Source organism: Methyloversatilis sp. RAC08 (genome assembly GCF_001713355.1).
Taxonomy (GTDB): domain Bacteria; phylum Pseudomonadota; class Gammaproteobacteria; order Burkholderiales; family Rhodocyclaceae; genus Methyloversatilis.
On sequence record NZ_CP016448.1, the window covers coordinates 1,996,429 to 2,015,897 of the forward strand.

Here is a 19,469-nt window from a genome sequence, read left to right on the forward strand (position 1 = left end):
CCTCAATGGAAAAACAGATCGGCGTCTACGGTGATCGGAAGACCGAAACCGGTCATCTTGAGCAGGTTGCCGGCCGCCTCGCTCACCACATACGCACCGACAATCAGTTCGGGCGGAACACGCTGGGGCACCAGCACTTCAGCGCATTTCGCCGCCTTCTGCCGGTAATAGGCAATCAGGTCCGGGCTGGTCCAGTCACGTGCATAAACCAGATCGAGATTGATCGCCCAAAGCTGCGCCGGCCCCAGAAAGCGCACGTAATTGCTGGCAGCGTTCTGATCCGCCAGCACGACATTATCCAGATCGAACACCTCGCGCGATACCCTCAATACACAAAGGCCCGAAGCCTGATGGCGGCGCTTGAACATCATCGGGTTTCGCGCATGAAAGTACAGATTCGCGTACTGATGCAGCTTCAGGCCACCGGGTACCTGCACCTTGTCGCGACGGTCCTGTATCTCCGGCATCGCGACCGAGTGATGCGTCAACGCCGCCGCAGCCTCGTACGACAGCAGGCCGTGCGCCATGACCGACGGCACATTGTCTATCGGCATGATCGAGTGCAGTTCGGTCACGCGATGAGGCATTACACACTGGCCTCCACCATCGCTTCCGCATCCGGCAAACGGAGCTGGCCGGAAATCAGGCGGGGCAGCAGGGTGTCGCGAAGGGTGGCGAGGGTCTGGGCTTGTCGGCTGTTTTCAAGCGCGCGTCTATGGAGCGTCATCGCCACAGCCTCATATCCAAGGAGCAATTCCTTCGGCGGTAGCAAGTACGGGAGTCCGTGGATGTGGTTTCTGTTCAGCGTCGGAACCGCAGAGCCTGCATTGAACGACGCGAAATCCAGCCGTTTCAGCAGTTCGAAGGCGTAACAGGGCGTCGAATGCTTGAACTCCTTGACCCAAAGCGTCGTGTTCAGTGGCCAGTAGTCTTCGAGGACAAGAAAGACTTTGCCCAAGACGCCGGATCGACCGGTCACGACCCCGGGACCGCTTGCCATTGCAACGTCATGCGTACCATTTGGACCGCTTGCAGCGATGAGGGGATAAGCGCCCTCCGTGCGCGAAGAGGCCGGCAGATCGAAACCCCGCTGCAATACCAGCAAGTCTTGAAGTTTGCCTGTCGGCCACCTCCGCGGCACCCAGCCCAGTTCCGATTCCTCGAAGCTGTCAGGAAAGAGGGCGGCGGTGGCGTCGTCCATGCCTTCCGGCGCGCGGCTTTCCATGCGGGCGCGGACGGGGTCGAAATCGACGAACCACGACTTGAACAGCGCCTGCGCGATGGCTTCGAGCGTGGCGTTGGTTTCGCGCAGGAGGGTTATGCGGTCATCGAGTGACGTTAAGACTTCGGCGATCTCGCGCTGCACAGCCTTTGACGGAAATGCGATGGCCAGTCCCCGAATAACCGGCAGGTTCAGACGTTCGGAAACAGTACCGTCTCGGAAGCCATGAATGTGGCCGTGTATCTGAGGCGAATTAAGCCAATACTTCAAAAACGCATGATCTACCTTTGATGAATCAGGTCTTATCAGCACCATCCGCTGTCCAAGGCACAGTTTAATTCCCCTTGGTACCTCGGCTGCGATCCCGAAATATGTGCCTTCACGACTATATACAAGGTCGCCAAATCTTGGTTCGACCCTCTTGATGCGCTCCTCGTAAGTCCCGGGTGAAACCCTTGCGGCATTTGCCGTTAAGAATGACCCGGTTCTCACATCCTGCGATCTAACGACAAAGGGCGATGCAGGATCGTCAACGAGCTTAGGAGTGGAATGAGGGCAATCAAATACCTGAGATATCTCATCGAGGCGACTCCACGACCAATCGGATTTAACCGTGGGGGCAAACAAAGGGCGAATTAGCGCCCGTTGCTTCTCAGAACTCATACCCCAGCCCCCCCAGCTTCTGCCGGATCAACTGGTCCAGTTCCGCGCCCTTAGCCATCTGTTCGCCCAGCTTTTCGGTCAGCGTCTGCATGCGGTCGGCAAACGCCTCGTCGTCGTCTTCGACCGCTTCGGCGCCGACGTAGCGGCCGGGGGTGAGCACGTGACCGTGTTCGGCGATTTCGGCCAGCTTCACGCTGCGGCAGTAGCCGGGCTCGTCCGCGTAGTCGCCGGCGCCGGCTTCGCCGCGCCAGGCGGCGACGGTGGCGGCGATGCGGGCGATGGTGTCGTCGTTCAGTTCGGCCTGTACGCGGCTGATCATGCGGCCCTGTTTGCGCGCGTCGATGAACAGCACCTCGCCGGGGCGGCGCGGTTTGTGGCGGGTGAGGAACCACAGGCAGGCGGGAATCTGGGTATTGAAGAAGAGCTGGCCGGGCAGCGCGATCATGGTTTCGACCACGTCGGCGTCGACCATGGCGGCGCGGATCTGGCCTTCGCTGTTCTGGCTGGAACTCATGCTGCCGTTGGCCAGCACGATGCCGGCGCGGCCGGTGGGTTTGAGGTGATACAGCATGTGCTGCAGCCAGGCGTAGTTGGCGTTGCCGGCCGGCGGGTTGCCGAATTCCCAGCGCGGGTCGCCTTCTAGGCTGCCGTGCCACCAGTCGCTGATGTTGAACGGCGGGTTGGCGAGGATGAAATCGGCGCGCAGGTCGGGGTGCTGGTTGCGGGTGAAGGTGTCGGTCGGTTCCTTGCCCAGATTGAAGTCGATGCCGCGGATGGCGAGGTTCATCGCCGCCAGCCGCCACGTGGTCGGGTTGGATTCCTGGCCGTAGATCGACACGTCGCCCAGCCGGCCGCCGTGCGCCTCGATGAATTTCTCGGACTGCACGAACATGCCGCCCGAGCCGCAACAGGGGTCGTACACCTTGCCGTGATGCGGCGCGAGCACCGCGACCAGTGTCTTGACGATGCTGGCCGGCGTGTAGAACTGCCCGCCCTTCTTGCCTTCCGCGCTGGCGAACTGACCGAGAAAATACTCGTACACTTGGCCGAGCACGTCGCGCGCGGCGCCCGGTTCGCCTTTGCTGTCGGCGCCGAAACCGATGGTCGACACCAGATCGATCAGTTCGCCCAGCTTGCCGTCGGGCAGATGAGCGCGCGCGTAGCGCTTGTCGAGTATGCCCTTGAGCTTCGGGTTCTCCACCTCGATCAGCGACAGCGCGTCGTCGATGCGCTTGCCGATGTCGGGCTGCTTGGCCGCCGCGCGAAGGGTTTCCCAGCGCGCCGCTTCGGGTACCCAGAACACATTGACCTCGCGGTAGTAGTCGCGGTCTTCGAGTTCTTCGGCGAGCAGGGCGGGCGTGCTGTCGGGCAGGAAGTAGTCGTCGGCTTCGTCGGCGAAGCGACGCACCAGTTCGGCGCGACGCGCGGCGAAGGTGTCGGAAATGTATTTGACGAAGATGAGGCCGAGCACGAGGTGCTTGTATTCGGCCGCGTCCATATTGGCGCGCAGCTTGTCGGCGGTAGCCCAGAGGGTTTTCTTGATGTCGTCGAGCATGGCGTTCCGGGTCGTGGGTCAGCGTGCACCGGCTGCCCTGCGAACGCGCAGGCATCGGGCACCGCGCGACTTTAACCACAATCGCCGATCGGTGCGTTGGATGGTGGCGACCGACAGACCGTCATCGCATTGCCCGACCTGCGCGGCCCGGGCACAGACTCGAAGGCGGCCGATCAGGCCTTCTTGACGAATTCGGACTTCAACTGCATCGAGCCGAAGCCGTCGATCTTGCAGTCGATGTCGTGATCGCCTTCGATCAGGCGGATGTTCTTCACCTTGGTGCCGACCTTCACGACCGACGAGGTGCCCTTGACCTTGAGATCCTTGATCACGGTGACCGAGTCGCCGTCCTGCAGCACGTTGCCGTGGGCGTCCTTCCACACGCGCTTTTCCTCGACCGCCGCGGCGCCGCCCTTGCTCCACTCATGGGCGCATTCGGGGCAGACCAGCATGTCGCCATCTTCGTAGGTGTATTCGGAACTGCATTGCGGGCAGGGGGGCAGGCCGCTCATCGGTAGTCCTTGTTCGTTCATGGGTCTGTCGGGGCCGACCGCGCACGCGCTGTAGTCTCCGGGTCTGCGTGGGCAATGAAAAGGGGGCAAATGCCCCCTTGACCTGCTGCGTGAGCCGGAGCGACATCACACGTCCAGATTCCTCACCCCCAACGCATTGCTTTCAATGAACGCCCTTCGCGGCTCGACGTTGTCGCCCATCAGCGTGGTGAAGATTTCGTCGGCGGCGATGGCGTCGTCGATCTGTACCTTCAGCAGGCGGCGCACGGTCGGGTCCATCGTGGTTTCCCACAGCTGTTCCGGGTTCATTTCGCCCAGGCCCTTGTAGCGCTGCTTGCCGAGGTTGCGTTCGACTTCGTTCAGCAGCCAGCGCGTGGCTTCGGTGAAGCTGGCGACCTCCTGCTGCTTTTCGCCGCGCTTCACGATGGCGCCGGGGCCGACCAGGCCGGCGATCAGTTCGGCGGCGTGGCGGATGCGCTGATAGTCGCCTGACAGCAGGAATTCGCTGTCGACGCGGCCGATCTTGCGGTTGCCGTGGTGCATGCGTTCGATGCGCAGCTGCCAGGCTTCGGTCTTGTCGTTGTATTCGGCCAGCAGCGTGACATTGGGCGGGAGCTTGGCGGCGAGCCGGGCGGCGCTGTCGCGGGCAGCGGCTTCGTCGTCGAGGCTGAGCGCGATGTTGTGTTCGAGCAGCGTGCGCAGCAGTTCGCCGTCGGCGTACTCGGCCAGACGTTCGACGATGGCTTCGGCCAGCAGGTATTCGCGCGCCATCTCTTCGAAGGCGCTGCCGGACAGCGGCTCGGCACCCTCGTGCGGCACCAGGCTGGATTCGTCGAACGCCAGTTTGAGCAGGTACTGGTTCAGTTCGTGGTCGTCCTTCACGTACAGCTCGGTGCGGCCGTGCTTGATCTTGTACAGCGGCGGCTGCGCGATGTAGATGTGGCCGCCTTCGACCAGTTCGGGCATCTGGCGGTAGAAGAAGGTCAGCAGCAGGGTGCGGATGTGGGCGCCGTCGACGTCGGCGTCGGTCATGATGATGATGCGGTGGTAGCGCAGCTTTTCCGGCTTGTATTCGTCCTTGCCGATGCCGGTGCCCAGGGTCTGGATCAGCGTGACGATTTCCTGGCTGGAAATGAGCTTGTCGAAGCGCGCCTTTTCGACGTTCAGGATCTTGCCCTTCAGCGGCAGGATGGCCTGGAACTTCCGGTCACGGCCCTGCTTGGCGGAGCCGCCGGCGGAGTCACCCTCGACCAGGTAGAGCTCGGCATTGCGCGGGTCCTTCTCCTGACAGTCAGCCAGCTTGCCGGACAGGCCGAACGAATCGAGCACGCCCTTGCGACGCGTCATGTCGCGTGCCTTGCGGGCCGCGTCGCGCGCACGGGCGGCTTCGACGATCTTGCCGCAGATGGTCTTGGCGTCGTTCGGGCGCTCCTGCAGGAAGTCGGTCAGCTTCTGCGCCACCACTTCCTCGACTGCCGGACGCGCTTCGGATGACACCAGCTTCATCTTGGTCTGCGACGCGAACTTCGGGTCGGGCATCTTCACCGACAGCACGCAGGCCAGGCCTTCGCGCATGTCGTCGCCGGTGATTTCGACCTTGGCCTTCTTGGCGATTTCGTGTTCTTCGATGTACTTGTTGATGATGCGCGTCATCGCCGCGCGCAGCCCGGTCAGGTGGGTGCCGCCGTCGGTCTGCGGAATGTTGTTGGTGAAGCACAGCACCTGTTCGGCGTAGCTGTCGTTCCACTGCATGGCGACTTCGACGTCGATCTGCACATTGCCCTGCATCGACGCGCCGGCGCTGCAGAACACGTTCGGGTGCAGCGCGGTCTTGTTGCGGTTGATGTATTCGACGAAACCGCGCGCGCCGCCGAGGAAGGCGAAATCCTCTTCCTTGTTGTTGCGCTGGTCGACCAGCTTGATCTTGACGCCGTTGTTCAGGAAGGACAGTTCGCGCAGCCGCTTGGCCAGGATGTCGTAGTGGAATTCGATGTTGTCGAAGATGGTTTCGTCGGCCAGGAAGTGCACTTCGGTGCCGCGCTTTTCAGTCGCACCCAGCACCTTCAGCGGAGATACCTCGACGCCGTTCTGCACCTCGAGCAGGCGCTCGACCGGCACGCCGCGCTCGAATTCCATGAAGTGCTTCTTGCCGTCGCGGCGCACCGTCAGGCGCAGCCACTTCGAAAGGGCGTTCACGCAGCTGACGCCCACGCCGTGCAGGCCGCCGGACACCTTGTACGAGTTCTGGTTGAACTTGCCGCCGGCGTGCAGTTCGGTCAGCGCGATCTCGGCGGCCGAGCGCTTCGGTTCGTGCTTGTCGTCGAACTTGATGCCGGTCGGAATGCCGCGGCCGTTATCCGTCACCGAGATCGAGCTGTCGGTGTGGATGGTGATTACGATGTCGTCGCAGTGGCCGGCCAGCGCCTCGTCGATCGAGTTGTCGACCACCTCGAACACCAGATGATGCAGACCGGTGCCGTCAGACGTGTCGCCGATGTACATGCCGGGGCGCTTGCGCACGGCTTCCAGCCCCTCGAGGATCTGGATGCTGCCTTCGCCGTAGGCGTCGGCGTTGGGCGCACCGGGGACCATCGGCGTTTCGGGGGAGTTCGGTGTGAGCTCGTCAGACATGGCGTATTCCGGTGCTGCGCACGAGGTGCGCGGGGTCCATCAAAAAACACGAAGCCCGGCGCGCAGGCCGGGCGGTGGTGCAGGTGGCGCGGCTTACACGCGCATCGGCATCACGACGTACTTGAAGCCGTCGGTGCCGGGCAGCGTGATCAGTGCGCTGCTGTTGCCGTCGTTCAGGCGCAGGCTCAGCGTGTCGCCGGCCACATTGCCGAGCACGTCGAGCAGGTAGCTCACGTTGAAACCGATGTCGAGGGCGTCGCCGGTGTAGTCGACCTCCAGCTCTTCCTGCGCCTCTTCCTGCTCGGCATTGCTGGAAATGAGCTTGAGCAGGCCGGACGAAAGCACGACGCGCACACCCTTGAACTTTTCGTTGGTCAGGATGGCGGCGCGCTGCAGCGCCGGCAGGAAGGACGAACGCTGAAGCATGATTTCCTTCGGGTGATCCTTCGGAATCACGCGTTCGTAGTCGGGAAACTTGCCGTCGATCAGCTTCGAAATGAGCTCGACCGAGCCGAAGCGCAGACGCGCCTGGTTGCCGCCCAGTTCGATGTCGACCGGGTCGTCGGTGTCGGCAAGCTGGCGCGACAGTTCGAGCACGGTCTTGCGCGGCAGGATCACGTCGAGCTTGTCGGTCACGCCGGGCAGCGCCTCGGACACGTAGGCCAGACGGTGGCCGTCGGTTGCGACCAGCCGCAGTTCCTCGCTGCCGACGGCCAGCAGCAGGCCGTTGAGGTAGTAGCGGATGTCCTGCTGGGCCATCGAGTACTGCACCAGCGACAGCAGCCGCTTGAGCTTGCGCTGGGTCAGGCTGAGCTTGACGGTTTCACCCTCGGCGACCTGCATGCGCGGGTAGTCCTGCGCCGGCAGGGTCTGCAGCGTGAAGCGGCTCTTGCCGCAGCGCACCGTGAGCTTGCGGTCGTCGGCGTCGAGACTCACCTCCTGCCCTTCCGGCAGGGCACGCAGGATGTCCTGCAGCTTGCGGGCAGCGACCGTCAGCGCAGCGGGCTGGGCGGCGCTGATGTTGCCGGTGGAGCGGGTACGGATCTGGATTTCGATGTCGGTGGCCAGCAGCGTGAGCGCATCGCCCTCGGTTTCGATCAGGACGTTGGACAGGATCGGCAGGGTGTGGCGCTTCTCGACGATGCCGCTGACCGACTGCAGCGGACGCAGCAGCTGTTCGCGTTCTATCTTCATTAAGAGCATTTTATAAACCTCTGTAAACCGTTAACGTCGACCATTTTCTGTGGAGAACACTTTAATTATTCTTTTTTTCAGCTACTTGCAGTATGTATCGTTGTATGTACAACTGCCTCATCTGCGCTTGAACAAATGTGGATGAAACCGTGACCTGCTGAAAACAGCCTGCTTATCCACAGCGGCCATACACGTTTTCACACCTGTTTATCCGTACAGCTTCAATACCGCTTCATCCACACCCTTCCAGCGGCGGTTTCCGGCTATTTGCGCAAGGTCTGCACGAGCACGTGCAGGTCATGATTGAGCACTTCGTCCTTCAGCCTCAGGTCGGCAATGGTGCGGCAGGCATGCAGCACGGTCGTGTGGTCGCGCCCGCCGAAGGCTTCGCCGATCGCCGGATAGCTTTCCGGCGTCAGTTCCTTGGCCAGCCACATGGCGACCTGACGCGGCCGCGCGATGGCACGCGTACGCTTCTTCGAATACATCTCCGACACCTTGATCTTGAAGTAGTCGGCGACGGTCTTCTGGATGAATTCGAGCGTGATCTGCCGGTTGTGTGCGCCCAGCAGGTCCTTCAGCGCCTCGCGGGCCACTTCCAGCGTGATCGGCACCGTGTGGAAGTGGGCGAAGGCGATGATCTTCTTCAGCGCGCCTTCGAGTTCGCGCACATTGCTGCGGATGTTCTTGGCGACCAGGAAGGCGACGTCGTCACCCACCTTCACCCGCTCCATCTCGGCCTTCTTCTTCAGGATGGCGACCCGCATTTCGAGCTCGGGCGGCTCGATCTGCACCGTGAGTCCCCAGCCGAAGCGCGTCGTCAGGCGTTCTTCGACACCCTGGATGTTCTTCGGATAGGTGTCACAGGTGATGACGATCTGCTTCTTGCCGTCGGTCAGCGCGTTGAACGCGTAGAAGAACTCTTCCTGCGTGCGCGTCTTGTTGTTGAAGAACTGGATGTCGTCGATCAGCAGCACGTCTAGCGAGCGATAGTAGCGCTTGAAGGCGTCGAAGCTTTTCTGCTGGTAGGCGCGTACCACGTCGGCGTAGTAGTCGTCGGCGTGCACGTAGCGAATGACCGCGTCCGGGTTGTGCCGCATCACCTCGTTGCCCAGCGCATGCACCATGTGCGTCTTGCCCAGCCCGACACCACCGTAGATGAAGATGGGGTTGTAGGACATGCCCGGGTTCTGCGCGACCTGTATGGCGGCGGCGCGCGCCAGCTCGTTGGCACGGCCGGTGACCAGGTTGTCGAAGGTGAATCCCGGGTTCAGGCGCGAGCGGTCGCGTTCGTCGGGCCGGCCGCGGTTGCGTTCATTGCGGTCGGACTGCGCGTCGCCGTTCGACTTGATGATGGCCGGCGGCGTGACGCGGGTGGTTTCTTCTCCGTCGGCACGCAGATGCGTCTGGCGTACGCGTGGCGCGTCGGACGACGACGGCACCAGTATGGGTGCATCGGCAGCGTCGTTCGCCTGGCTGCCTGCCTGGGGCAGACTCAGGCGCACCGATACCGGTTGCGAAAAATATTCGAGACCGAGCGCTTCGATGCGCGACACATAGCGCTCGCGCACCCATTGCAGAACGAAGCGGTTAGGGGCGACCAGCGCCAGTGATTCGGTTTCGGCATCGGCGCACGGATCGATGCGCAAGCCCTTGATCCAGGTGTGAAATTGTTGCGCGGGAAGTTCCTGCTCGAAGCGGCTGAGGCAGACTGCCCAAAACTGTTGCATCATGGTCTGCGAGGTCGCCGGGTCGATTTCTAGGGGGTATGGCACAGCCTTGTGACCTGACCCGGGACAGTCGATCCGTGAAGAAGGATCGCCTCTTTGCGGTGTTCCGGGCACTGCGGTGACCGGTGGCCCGGGTCCGCTTTTGCCAGCTGTTTTGAGTGACGGAGTCTAGCGCTTTCGGCCCTGCTTATCCACACCGGCCAAACCCGCGCCACTGCGGGGCGATTGACAAGGCGCTGATGTTGCGCTGTAATCGCGGGCTTTTCCGTATACATAGTGAGCAGGCCATGAAACGCACCTACCAGCCGTCATCTGTCCGCCGTGCCCGCACCCACGGTTTCCTCGAACGCATGCGCACCCGTGGTGGTCGCGCCGTCATCCGTGCCCGTCGGGCCAAGGGCCGCGTCCGGCTCGCGGTCTGACGTAGCCAGACGTTTCCAGCCCGCGCTGCCGTGTCCGTGATCGTCCGGTCGTCTGCCATCAGGCAGCAAGCCGGAGGGTGAGTGCACAGTGAGCGATGCAGGCACGGCAGATTCACCGGAAACGCCGGCGCGAGGAACATGCAGTTTCCGCCCGGTCTTCCGGCTCAGAAAAACGGATGAGTTTTCATCCGTTTTTGCTTTACGGCGCACACAGCGCAGCCGTCATTTCGTGATCCATCACGGTCCGGTCAAATCGTCCGGCCCGGATGCAGAGACCGGAGCGCGTCTGGGTGTCGTGGTCGCGAAGCGGCACCTGAAGCGCGCGCATGATCGCAATCTGGTCAAGCGACTGGCGCGCGAAGCATTCCGCCATGCGCGGACGGGGTTGAGGCCGCTCGACATGGTTCTGCGCCTGAATTCGCGGCCTGAAAGCCTCGATCGCAAGGCGCTGCGGGCGGAACTTGACCATCTTTTTGGCCGGATGCGCCCGCCGGCCGTAGCGCCCGATGCCGGGCCGTCCAGCGGGAAGCCGCCTGTTTCGGAGCCAGCCAGTTGAAAAGTCTTCTGCTGTCCGTACTTGCCGTGTATCGCTACGCCATCAGCCCCATGCTGGGAGCCAATTGCCGCTTCCTGCCCAGCTGTTCCGAATACGCCACCGAAGCGATCCGCCGCCACGGCAGCCTGCGTGGCGGCTGGCTGTCGCTCAGGCGCATTGCGCGCTGCCATCCGTGGAATCCCGGGGGACATGATCCGGTGCCGTGAGCACCGAGTCGTCCCGGCCGCCTCCACGATCGCTTTCCACTCAACGACGCATTTTTCCGACGATTCCCCAGATGGATACCCAACGCTCCGCCCTGTTGATCGTTTTCCTGTTTTCGCTGTTCATGCTGTGGGACGGCTGGCAGCGCCAGTCGCAACCGCCGGTCGCCGCAGCACCGGCTGCCGATGCAGTGGCACAGTCGCCGGGTGCCCAGGCACCGGTGCCGACCGTGAGCACGCCGGCCGGTGCAGCCGATGTACCGGCCGTGCCGGTCGTGGCGCAGAAGACCGCGACCCGCGTGGTAACCGATCTGTTCATCGCCGATGTGTCGGCCGAGGGCGGTTCGATCATCCGGCTCGAACTGCTGCAGCACAAGGCGGGCCCCGAAGCGACCGGCAATTTCGTGCTGCTCGACAATGGCGGTGCCCACCTCTATCACGCGCAGAGCGGTCTGATTGGTGAGGGTCTGCCGACACACAAGACGGTTTTCCAGCTGCCGGAAGGCGAGCTGACGCTGGCTGATGGCCAGGACAAGGTCGAATTGCGCATGACGGCAGCCGGTGGCGAAGGCGTCACGGTGACCAAGGTGCTCACCTTCACTCGCGGCAGCTACCAGATCGGCACGCGCTACGAAGTGGCGAATGCCTCGCAGGCGCCGGTCAGCGCGCATGCCTACTTCCAGCTGTTGCGCGACGGCAAGCCCACCGCCGGCGGCAATGCCATGTTGAGCACCTTCACCGGCCCGGCCTTCTATACCGATCAGGGCAAGTACCAGAAGATCGACTTTTCGGACATCGCCGATAATTCGGCCAAGTTCGTCAACAAGGCGCCGGATGGCTGGGTGGCGCTGGTGCAGCACTATTTCGTCAGTGCCTTCGTGCCTCCGAAGGGAGCCGATCGAGAATTCTTTGCCCGCAAGGTCGGCAATGACCTGTACACCGCAGGCGTCGTCGTGCCGCTTGCTGCGGCAGCGCCGGGCGCCACTTCGTCGATCGAAGTGCCGCTCTACGCGGGTCCGCAGATCCAGGAAGATCTGGTTGCATTGGCGCCGGGCCTTGATCTGGTGGTCGATTACGGCTTCCTGACCATCATCGCCTCGCCGATGCACTGGGTGCTGGAGAAGCTGCACGACATGGTCGGCAACTGGGGATGGGCCATCATCCTGCTGACGATTCTGATCAAGGCGATCTTCTTCCCGCTGTCCGCCGCCAGCTACCGCTCGATGGCCAAGCTGCGTGTGGTCACGCCGCGCATGCAGCAGATCAAGGAGCGCCACGGCGGCGACCGCATGCGCATGCAGCAGGAAATGATGGAGCTGTACAAGACGGAAAAGATCAATCCGCTCGGCGGATGCCTGCCCATCGTGGTGCAGATCCCGGTGTTCATCGCGCTGTACTGGGTGCTGCTGGGCAGCGTTGAAATGCGCAACGCGCCCTGGATAGGCTGGATCACCGACCTGTCGATCAAGGATCCCTACTTCGTTCTGCCCATCATCATGGGCATCACGATGTTCGTGCAGACCAAGTTGAATCCGACGCCGCCGGACCCGATCCAGGCGAAAGTGATGCTCTTCCTGCCGATCGTGTTCACCGGCATGTTCCTGTTCTTCCCGTCCGGTCTGGTGCTGTACTGGGTGGTGAACAACGTGCTGTCGATCGCCCAGCAGTGGCAGATCACCCGCATGATCGAAAGCGGCAAGGCCGCCAAGACCTGATCCCGCAGATACCCGCTCCGGCGTCGAGGGCGCCGCGACTGCAATCACCCGCGGCGGGTTGTATTGTGGGCGCGGCGCCCTCTTCGTTACCGGACCCTCGACCATGCATCCAGCCAGGTACCCTGCCGACACCATTGCCGCGATAGCGACCGCAACCGGTCGCGGCGGCATCGGCGTTGTCCGGGTGTCCGGCAGCCGGGCGGCCGATGTTGCACTTGGCGTACTCGGGCGCCTGCCGCCAGTTCGTCAGGCCGCGTTCCTGAGATTTCAGGCGGCCGACGGGACGACGCTGGATCACGGTGTCGCGCTGTGGTTTGCGGCGCCAGCGTCCTACACCGGCGAACATGTGCTCGAGCTTCACGGTCATGGTGGCCGCGCGGTGCTGCAGTCGGTGCTCGCACGCTGCTTCGAACTGGGTGCGCGCCCTGCCCGCCCCGGTGAATTCACCGAACGGGCTTTCCTGAACGATCGCATCGATCTGGCCCAGGCCGAGGCGGTCGCCGATCTGATCGACGCGAGTACGTCAACGGCGGCCCGTGCCGCCATGCGTTCCCTGGATGGCGAGTTTTCGCGTCACGTCCATCAACTGGAGGACGCGCTGGTCAACCTGCGACTGTTTGTCGAGGCGACGCTGGACTTTCCCGAGGAAGATGTCGAGTTCATCGAACAGGCAGGCGCCCGGCGCAAGCTCGATGAGGTGATGCAGGCGGTTGGCGCGTTGCGCGAAAGGGCTCGCTGCGGTGCCGTCCTCAGAGAGGGGCTGACGGTCGTGCTGGCCGGCGCGCCGAACGTTGGCAAGTCCAGCCTGCTCAATGCGCTGTCCGGCGAAGATCGCGCCATCGTGACCGATATCGCGGGAACCACGCGCGACACCCTGCGCGAGCTGATTTCCATCGACGGCGTACCGCTGCACATCATCGACACTGCGGGTCTGCGCGACACGAGCGATCCGGTCGAACAGGCCGGTATCGCCCGCACGCGGCGCGAGCTCGATCGCGCGCATGCCGTGGTTCACCTGATCGACGCGACGACCGGGTTCGATGCGGCGGCGCGGCGCATTGACGAAGGCTTGCCGGACGGACTGAAGCGCATACGCGTATTCAACAAGATCGATCTCACCGATGATTCGCCCCACTCCGAGCGCGCGGGCGATGTCGTCTCGGTATGGCTGTCCGCCCGCGAAGGTGCGGGGCTGGACCTCGTCCGCACGGCGCTGCTTGATTGCATCGGCTGGCATGGTGGCGCCGAAGACGCGTTGTCTGCCCGTGCTCGACACCTTCATGCGCTCGATGCAGCGATGGACAGGCTGGATGCCGCTCGTAGCTGCATTGCCGGCAAGGTTCTGCAGCTTGATTTGTTTGCGGAAGAGCTGCGTCTCGCCCATCGAGCGCTCGGCGACATCACCGGCGAGTTCACACCTGATGATCTGCTGGGTGAGATCTTTTCCCGCTTCTGCATCGGAAAGTGATGTTCCACGTGAAACATCCGGAAGGTCGTTTTGTTGGCTGACTTCGCCTTGTTGTTTGTCGGCGCATTCTTCGCAGGTCTTGTGGATGCCATGGTCGGTGGTGGCGGACTGGTGCAGATACCGCTGCTGTTCAATGTGTTCCCGGGCGTCGCGCCCGCGACCCTGTTCGGTACCAACAAGGCGGTCAGCATCGTCGGGACGGCCTTTGCGGCGCGCCGCTATCTGGGCAAGGTGGACATGGATTGGCGCGTGCTCTGGCGCGCTGCCCTGGCTGCATTTGTCGCGTCATTTGCCGGCGCGGCTGCTGTCGGCCTGTTCCCGCCGCAGATGCTGCGACCACTGGTCATCGTGCTGCTGGTCGCTGTGCTTGCCTACACACTGAAGAAGAAGGACTTTGGCGCTTCGTCGCGCGGCATCGACCGCAAGCCGCGCCCGGTACTTGCGCTGTTGCTGGGTGCGGCGATCGGCTTTTACGACGGCTTCTTCGGACCGGGAACCGGCAGCTTCCTGATCTTTCTTTTCATCCGCTGCTATGCGTGGGATTTCCTGCGTGCGTCGGCGGCTGCCAAGGTCGTGAACGTCAGCACCAACCTCGCCGCGCTGTGCTGGTTCGTGCCTGTGGGTGCAATCATGATCAAGGTGGCTGCACTGATGGCGCTGGCCAACCTCGCCGGCGCATGGGTGGGCGCGCATCTTGCGATGAAGAACGGCGCACTGTTCGTGCGCCGCGTATTCATTGTCGTGGTGGGTGTGCTGATCGCGCGTTTGACCTGGGATGTGCTGTCAGTCTGAAGGATGTTTCACGTGAAACATCCTTCAGACGTTCCTGCGCAGGCGCAGCATCAATGACCGAAGCGGATTGGCGGCAGCACGATGGTCACGCCGCCACCACCTCGATGACCGTGGTGACCGTAGCCACCATAGCCGTAGTAGCGTGGCGGTGCGACGTAGTAGGCCGGTCCGCCATAGTAGTGGTGGCTGATGCGCGGGGCGTGATGTCGGGGACCGTAGCCACGGTGATGGCGCCCGAAATCGTGATGGCCACGGAAGTCCTTCTGATAGCCATGGTGACGGTCGCCGCGGTGACCGCGCCAGTCGTCGCGGTCCGCCATCGCGACACCGCTGAACGTCAATGTGAGTGCAGCAAGTACCGAACTGAGGGTTTTCATGGTTCTTACTCTTGGTGAACACGACACAAGCGTAGTGAGCGCGGACGCTTTGTGCCGTAAGCAACTGTAAGAACTTGCAAGGCTGCACGGGCGTGCGACCTTGGTGATCGTTGCCTTCGGTCGTATCATTCAGCCCCTTCGCCTTATTTTGCATTGCAGCGAAAATGGATTTCCCGACCCGTTACGACGTGATCGTCATTGGCGGCGGCCATGCCGGTACCGAAGCCGCGCTGGCGGCTGCGCGCATCGGCGCGCGCACGCTCCTGCTGACGCACAACATCGAAACGCTCGGCCAGATGTCGTGCAATCCATCGATCGGCGGCATCGGCAAGGGTCATCTGGTGAAGGAAGTCGATGCGCTGGGCGGCGCGATGGCACTGGCCACCGACGAGGCCGGCATACAGTTCCGCACACTCAATGCCAGCAAGGGCCCGGCGGTGCGCGCCACGCGCGCGCAGGCCGACCGCGTTCTGTACAAGGCGGCCATCCGCAGCCGGCTTGAAAATCAGCCGAATCTTGATCTGTTCCAGCAGGCTGCAGCCGATCTGATCATGGAGGGCGATCGCGTCGCCGGCGTCGTGACCGAAGTGGGTATCCGATTCCGTGCGCGGTCGGTCGTGCTGACCGCAGGCACCTTCCTGAATGGCCGGGTACACGTCGGTCTGGAAAACCATTCCGCCGGTCGCGCAGGCGATCCACCCGCGATCCGCCTGGCCGAAAAGCTGAAGGAACTTGCGCTGCCGCAGGGCCGCCTGAAGACTGGTACGCCACCGCGCATCGACGGTCGCAGCATCGATTACTCGTTGATGGAGGCGCAGCCGGGCGATGACCCGGTGCCGGTGTTCAGCTTCATCGGCAACCGCGCCATGCATCCGCGTCAGCTGCCATGCTGGATCACGCACACCACGACGCGCACGCACGACATCATCCGTGGTGGTCTGGATCGTTCCCCGATGTACACCGGCGTGATCGAAGGTGTCGGTCCGCGCTACTGCCCGAGCATCGAGGACAAGATCCACCGCTTCGCCGACCGCGACAGCCACAACATTTTCCTGGAACCGGAAGGCCTGACGACGCACGAGGTGTATCCGAACGGCATTTCGACCTCGCTGCCGTTCGACGTGCAGATCGATCTGGTGCGCAGCATTCCCGGGCTGGAGAACGCTCACATCCTGCGTCCTGGCTATGCGATCGAATACGATTACTATGACCCGCGCGGTCTGAAGTCTTCGCTGGAAACCCGCGCCATCGAAGGCCTGTTCTTTGCCGGTCAGATCAACGGCACGACCGGCTACGAAGAAGCCGCGGCGCAGGGCCTGCTGGCAGGCCTCAATGCAGCGCGTCAGGTGCACGGCCTCGATGCGTGGTGTCCGGCGCGCAGCGAGGCCTATCTGGGCGTACTCGTCGATGACCTGATCACGCGCGGCGTATCCGAGCCCTACCGCATGTTCACCTCGCGCGCCGAGTACCGGCTCAGTCTGCGCGAAGACAACGCCGACCTGCGGCTGACCGATATCGCGCGCGACATGGGCTTGATCGACGACGCGCGCTGGGATGCCTACAACCGCAAGCGCGACGCGATCGCCGGCGAAACGCAGCGCCTGCGCGCGACCTGGGTACGCCCGGACACGGTACCGGCAAGCGACGCCATCCGCGTGCTCGGCAAGCCCATCGAGCACGAGTATTCGCTGTTCGATCTGCTGCGCCGTCCTGACGTGAGCTATGCCGCACTGATGACGCTGCCGGGTGCGCCCGAACCGATCACCGACGTCGACGCAATCGAACAACTGGACATCCTGGCCAAGTACCAGGGGTACATCGATCGCCAGCAGGACGAAGTCGAGCGCCTGCGCGCGACCGAAGACATGCGCCTGCCCGACGACATGGATTACGCCGCCGTGACCGGCCTGTCGCGCGAGGTGCGCCAGAAGCTGGTACAGCACCGCCCGGAAACGCTGGGCCAGGCCTCGCGCATCCAGGGCATCACGCCGGCGGCGATATCGCTGCTGCTGGTGCACCTGAAGAAGCGTCACGCCGTGCGCAGCGCAGCCTGAGCCGGTAAGCCGACCCCCCGAATTGAAGTTGACTCAAGCGATCTGCCCATGACCCTGCAAACCGAACTGGCCGCCGGCCTGAACGTCCTCGACCTTTCGATTCCCGCCGCCGCGCAGACGCGACTGCTGCGATTCATCGCGCTGATGGCCAAGTGGAACGCGGTGTACAACCTCACCGCGATCCGCGAAGAGTCGCGCATGCTGACGCATCACCTGCTCGACGCGCTGTCGATCGCACGCTTCATTCCGGACGGTTCGACGCTGATCGACATCGGTTCCGGCGGTGGCGTGCCGGGCATCCCGCTGGCCATCGCGCGACCCGACCTCGACGTGCTGTCGATCGAGCCGAATTCCAAGAAGGCATCGTTCCAGCAGCAGGTACGCATCGACCTCGGTCTGGAAAACTTCGATGTGCAGATTGCGCGTGCCGAAGCGGTCGAACTGCCGCAGAGCCGTGATTTCATCGTGTCGCGCGCCTTCGGCGATCTGGCCGACTTCATCAAGGTGGCGGGGCATCTGCTGAAGCCGGACGGTCAGATGCTGGCGATGAAGGGCGTTTATCCGGACGAGGAAGTGCGGGCCATTCCTGCCGGCTGGGCCTTGCGCCGGGCCGAAGAACTGCAGGTGCCGGGCGTCGAGGGCGCGCGCCACCTGCTGTGGCTTGCCCGCGTGCCTGCTGCAGGCTGACCGGCCGATGCCGCGCATTTTCGCGATCGCCAACCAGAAGGGCGGAGTCGGCAAGACGACGACCAGCGTCAACCTCGCCGCCGCGCTGGGTCAGGCGGGCCAGCGCACGCTGCTGGTCGACCTCGATCCGCAGGGCAACGCCACGATGGGCGCCGGCGTCGACAAGCGCACGCTCAAATCCAGCGTCTACCCGGTGCTGCTCGGCCTGGCTTCGCTCGCCGACGCGCGCGTCACCAGTCCGCATGCCGGTCTCGACGTGCTGCCGGCCAACCGCGATCTGGCGGGTGCCGAAGTCGAACTGGTCGAAATTGAAAATCGGGAAAACCGATTGAAAAAGGCCATTTCAGAGTGCGCAGACGATTACGACTTCGTGTTGATCGACTGCCCGCCCAGCCTGAGCCTGCTCACGCTGAACGGCCTGTGCGCGGCGCACGGCGTCATCATTCCGATGCAGTGCGAGTACTACGCGCTCGAGGGCCTGTCCGATCTGGTGAACACCATCAAGAAGGTGCATGCCAACCTGAACCGCGACCTGAAGGTGATCGGCCTGCTGCGCGTCATGTTCGACCCGCGCAGCACGTTGTCGCAGCAGGTGTCGGCGCAGCTCGAATCGCACTTCGGCGACAAGGTGTTCAGAACCGTTGTCCCGCGCAACGTCCGTCTGGCGGAAGCTCCCAGCTACGGGGTACCGGGCGTGCTGTTCGACAAGAGCGCCAAGGGCGCGCAGGCCTACACCGCGTTCGCACAGGAAATGATCGAGCGGGTGAAAACCCTCTAGCCGCATTCATTCGCACTACACAAGAAGAAGGCAAACAATGACCCCACCCAAACAGAAAGGTCTCGGCCGCGGGCTGGATGCGCTGCTGGCCGGCAATTCCGGCGAGTCCGGCAATGCCGGCGAGTTGCGCACGCTGGCGGTCGGTGCGCTGCAGCCGGGCAAGTACCAGCCGCGCACGCGCATGGACCCGGGCTCGCTCGAGGAGCTGGCCGAGTCGATCCGCGCGCAGGGCATCATGCAGCCCATCCTGGTGCGCGAGGTCGCGCGCGAGCGCTTCGAAATCATCGCCGGCGAACGCCGCTGGCGTGCCGCGCAACTGGCAGGGCTGACCGAAGTGCCGGCGCTGGTGCGCGAAATCGCCGACGAAGCCGCGCTGGCGATGAGCCTGATCGAGAACATCCAGCGCGAGAACCTGAATCCGCTGGAAGAGGCGGCCGGCGTGCAGCGCTTGATCGATGAGTTCGGCATGACGCACGAACAGGCGGCCAACGCGATCGGCCGCTCGCGGTCGGCCACCACCAATCTGCTGCGACTGCTGCAGCTGGCCGAGCCGGTACAGGAACAGCTGATCACCGGCGATCTCGACATGGGTCATGCGCGCGCGCTGCTGACGCTGCCGCGCGCCGACCAGATCGCGCTCGCCAATCGCGTCGTGGCGCAGGGCCTGACCGTGCGCGACACCGAAAAGCTGGTGGCGCAGGGCGGTGTGGCCGAACAGGGGAGCAAGCGCACCGCCAGCGTGCCGCGCGATCTGGCGCGGCTGGAAGAGGAACTGTCCGATCTGGTGGGTGCCGTGGTCAGCGTGCAGGCCAATGCGCGTGGCGCCGGCAAGGTCGCCATCCGCTTCAACGACCTCGACCAGCTCGACGGGCTGATCGCGCGCCTGCGCGGCTGATCGCCCTGACCGGCG

General features: G+C 63.4%; 18 protein-coding genes. 10 read left to right on the forward strand and 8 right to left on the reverse strand.

Features of this window, described 5'->3' with window-relative positions; all coding sequences use genetic code 11:
• Window positions 1-2 precede the first annotated feature (2 nt).
• From BSY238_RS09340 to dnaA, 7 genes are all read right to left on the reverse strand, one after another.
• The gene (locus tag BSY238_RS09340; RefSeq protein WP_069038892.1) at window positions 3-587 is read right to left on the reverse strand and encodes a DUF4433 domain-containing protein; all 585 of its coding nucleotides are present in this window, start codon (window positions 585-587) and stop codon (window positions 3-5) included.
• Window positions 587-1,885: a restriction endonuclease subunit S gene (locus BSY238_RS09345; RefSeq protein ID WP_083223992.1), complete on the reverse strand. Its 1,299-nt coding sequence runs from the start codon at window positions 1,883-1,885 to the stop codon at window positions 587-589. The genes BSY238_RS09340 and BSY238_RS09345 overlap by 1 nt, the downstream gene beginning before the upstream one ends.
• Entirely contained in the window at window positions 1,875-3,440 is a 1,566-nt protein-coding gene (locus BSY238_RS09350; protein ID WP_069038893.1) for a class I SAM-dependent DNA methyltransferase, read from the reverse strand. Before BSY238_RS09350 ends, BSY238_RS09345 begins: the two co-directional genes overlap by 11 nt.
• 173 nt (window positions 3,441-3,613) lie before the next feature.
• Window positions 3,614-3,952, reverse strand: a complete 339-nt coding sequence (locus BSY238_RS09355) for a zinc ribbon domain-containing protein YjdM (protein ID WP_069038894.1) — start codon at window positions 3,950-3,952, stop codon at window positions 3,614-3,616.
• Between the two features lie 126 nt (window positions 3,953-4,078).
• Window positions 4,079-6,583: a DNA topoisomerase (ATP-hydrolyzing) subunit B gene (gyrB, locus tag BSY238_RS09360; RefSeq protein WP_069038895.1), complete on the reverse strand. Its 2,505-nt coding sequence runs from the start codon at window positions 6,581-6,583 to the stop codon at window positions 4,079-4,081.
• Window positions 6,584-6,676: 93 nt separating this feature from the next.
• A complete protein-coding gene (dnaN, locus tag BSY238_RS09365; protein ID WP_083223993.1) occupies window positions 6,677-7,777 on the reverse strand; it encodes a DNA polymerase III subunit beta in 1,101 nt (366 codons plus the stop codon).
• 263 nt (window positions 7,778-8,040) lie between these two features.
• Window positions 8,041-9,507, reverse strand: coding sequence for a chromosomal replication initiator protein DnaA (gene dnaA / locus BSY238_RS09370; protein WP_442922962.1), 1,467 nt, complete (start codon window positions 9,505-9,507; stop codon window positions 8,041-8,043).
• Window positions 9,508-9,794: 287 nt separating this feature from the next.
• Here dnaA and rpmH point away from each other — a divergent pair, with 287 nt between their 5' ends.
• From rpmH to BSY238_RS09395, 6 genes are all read left to right on the forward strand, one after another.
• Window positions 9,795-9,929, forward strand: a complete 135-nt coding sequence (rpmH, locus tag BSY238_RS18055) for a 50S ribosomal protein L34 (protein WP_083223994.1) — start codon at window positions 9,795-9,797, stop codon at window positions 9,927-9,929.
• 88 nt (window positions 9,930-10,017) lie between these two features.
• Entirely contained in the window at window positions 10,018-10,485 is a 468-nt protein-coding gene (rnpA, locus tag BSY238_RS18060) for a ribonuclease P protein component (protein ID WP_083223995.1), read from the forward strand.
• Window positions 10,482-10,691, forward strand: a complete 210-nt coding sequence (yidD, locus tag BSY238_RS09380) for a membrane protein insertion efficiency factor YidD (protein ID WP_069038899.1) — start codon at window positions 10,482-10,484, stop codon at window positions 10,689-10,691. Before rnpA ends, yidD begins: the two co-directional genes overlap by 4 nt.
• A 71-nt stretch (window positions 10,692-10,762) precedes the next feature.
• A complete protein-coding gene (gene yidC, locus BSY238_RS09385) occupies window positions 10,763-12,403 on the forward strand; it encodes a membrane protein insertase YidC (protein WP_069038900.1) in 1,641 nt (546 codons plus the stop codon).
• Window positions 12,404-12,506: 103 nt separating this feature from the next.
• Window positions 12,507-13,871 carry a tRNA uridine-5-carboxymethylaminomethyl(34) synthesis GTPase MnmE gene (gene mnmE / locus BSY238_RS09390; protein ID WP_069038901.1) on the forward strand — a complete coding sequence of 455 codons (1,365 nt, stop codon included), beginning with the start codon at window positions 12,507-12,509 and terminating at the stop codon, window positions 13,869-13,871.
• A 30-nt stretch (window positions 13,872-13,901) separates the two neighbouring features.
• On the forward strand, window positions 13,902-14,663 hold the full coding sequence (locus BSY238_RS09395; RefSeq protein WP_069038902.1) for a sulfite exporter TauE/SafE family protein: 762 nt from the start codon (window positions 13,902-13,904) through the stop codon (window positions 14,661-14,663).
• A gap of 50 nt (window positions 14,664-14,713) precedes the next feature.
• On the opposite strand, the gene BSY238_RS09400 is transcribed toward BSY238_RS09395, so the two are convergent.
• Window positions 14,714-15,040, reverse strand: coding sequence for a hypothetical protein (locus tag BSY238_RS09400; protein WP_069038903.1), 327 nt, complete (start codon window positions 15,038-15,040; stop codon window positions 14,714-14,716).
• Between the two features lie 164 nt (window positions 15,041-15,204).
• Here BSY238_RS09400 and mnmG point away from each other — a divergent pair, with 164 nt between their 5' ends.
• Genes mnmG through BSY238_RS09420 form a run of 4 tightly spaced genes read left to right on the forward strand, consistent with a single transcriptional unit; the run spans window position 15,205 to window position 19,454 of the window.
• Window positions 15,205-17,094: a tRNA uridine-5-carboxymethylaminomethyl(34) synthesis enzyme MnmG gene (gene mnmG / locus BSY238_RS09405; protein WP_069038904.1), complete on the forward strand. Its 1,890-nt coding sequence runs from the start codon at window positions 15,205-15,207 to the stop codon at window positions 17,092-17,094.
• Window positions 17,095-17,142: 48 nt separating this feature from the next.
• The gene (gene rsmG / locus BSY238_RS09410) at window positions 17,143-17,781 is read left to right on the forward strand and encodes a 16S rRNA (guanine(527)-N(7))-methyltransferase RsmG (RefSeq protein ID WP_069038905.1); all 639 of its coding nucleotides are present in this window, start codon (window positions 17,143-17,145) and stop codon (window positions 17,779-17,781) included.
• 7 nt (window positions 17,782-17,788) lie between these two features.
• Window positions 17,789-18,559, forward strand: coding sequence for a ParA family protein (locus BSY238_RS09415; protein WP_069038906.1), 771 nt, complete (start codon window positions 17,789-17,791; stop codon window positions 18,557-18,559).
• A gap of 37 nt (window positions 18,560-18,596) precedes the next feature.
• Window positions 18,597-19,454 (forward strand): ParB/RepB/Spo0J family partition protein, encoded by an 858-nt coding sequence (locus tag BSY238_RS09420; RefSeq protein WP_069038907.1) that lies wholly within the window; start codon window positions 18,597-18,599, stop codon window positions 19,452-19,454.
• Window positions 19,455-19,469: the final 15 nt, after the last annotated feature.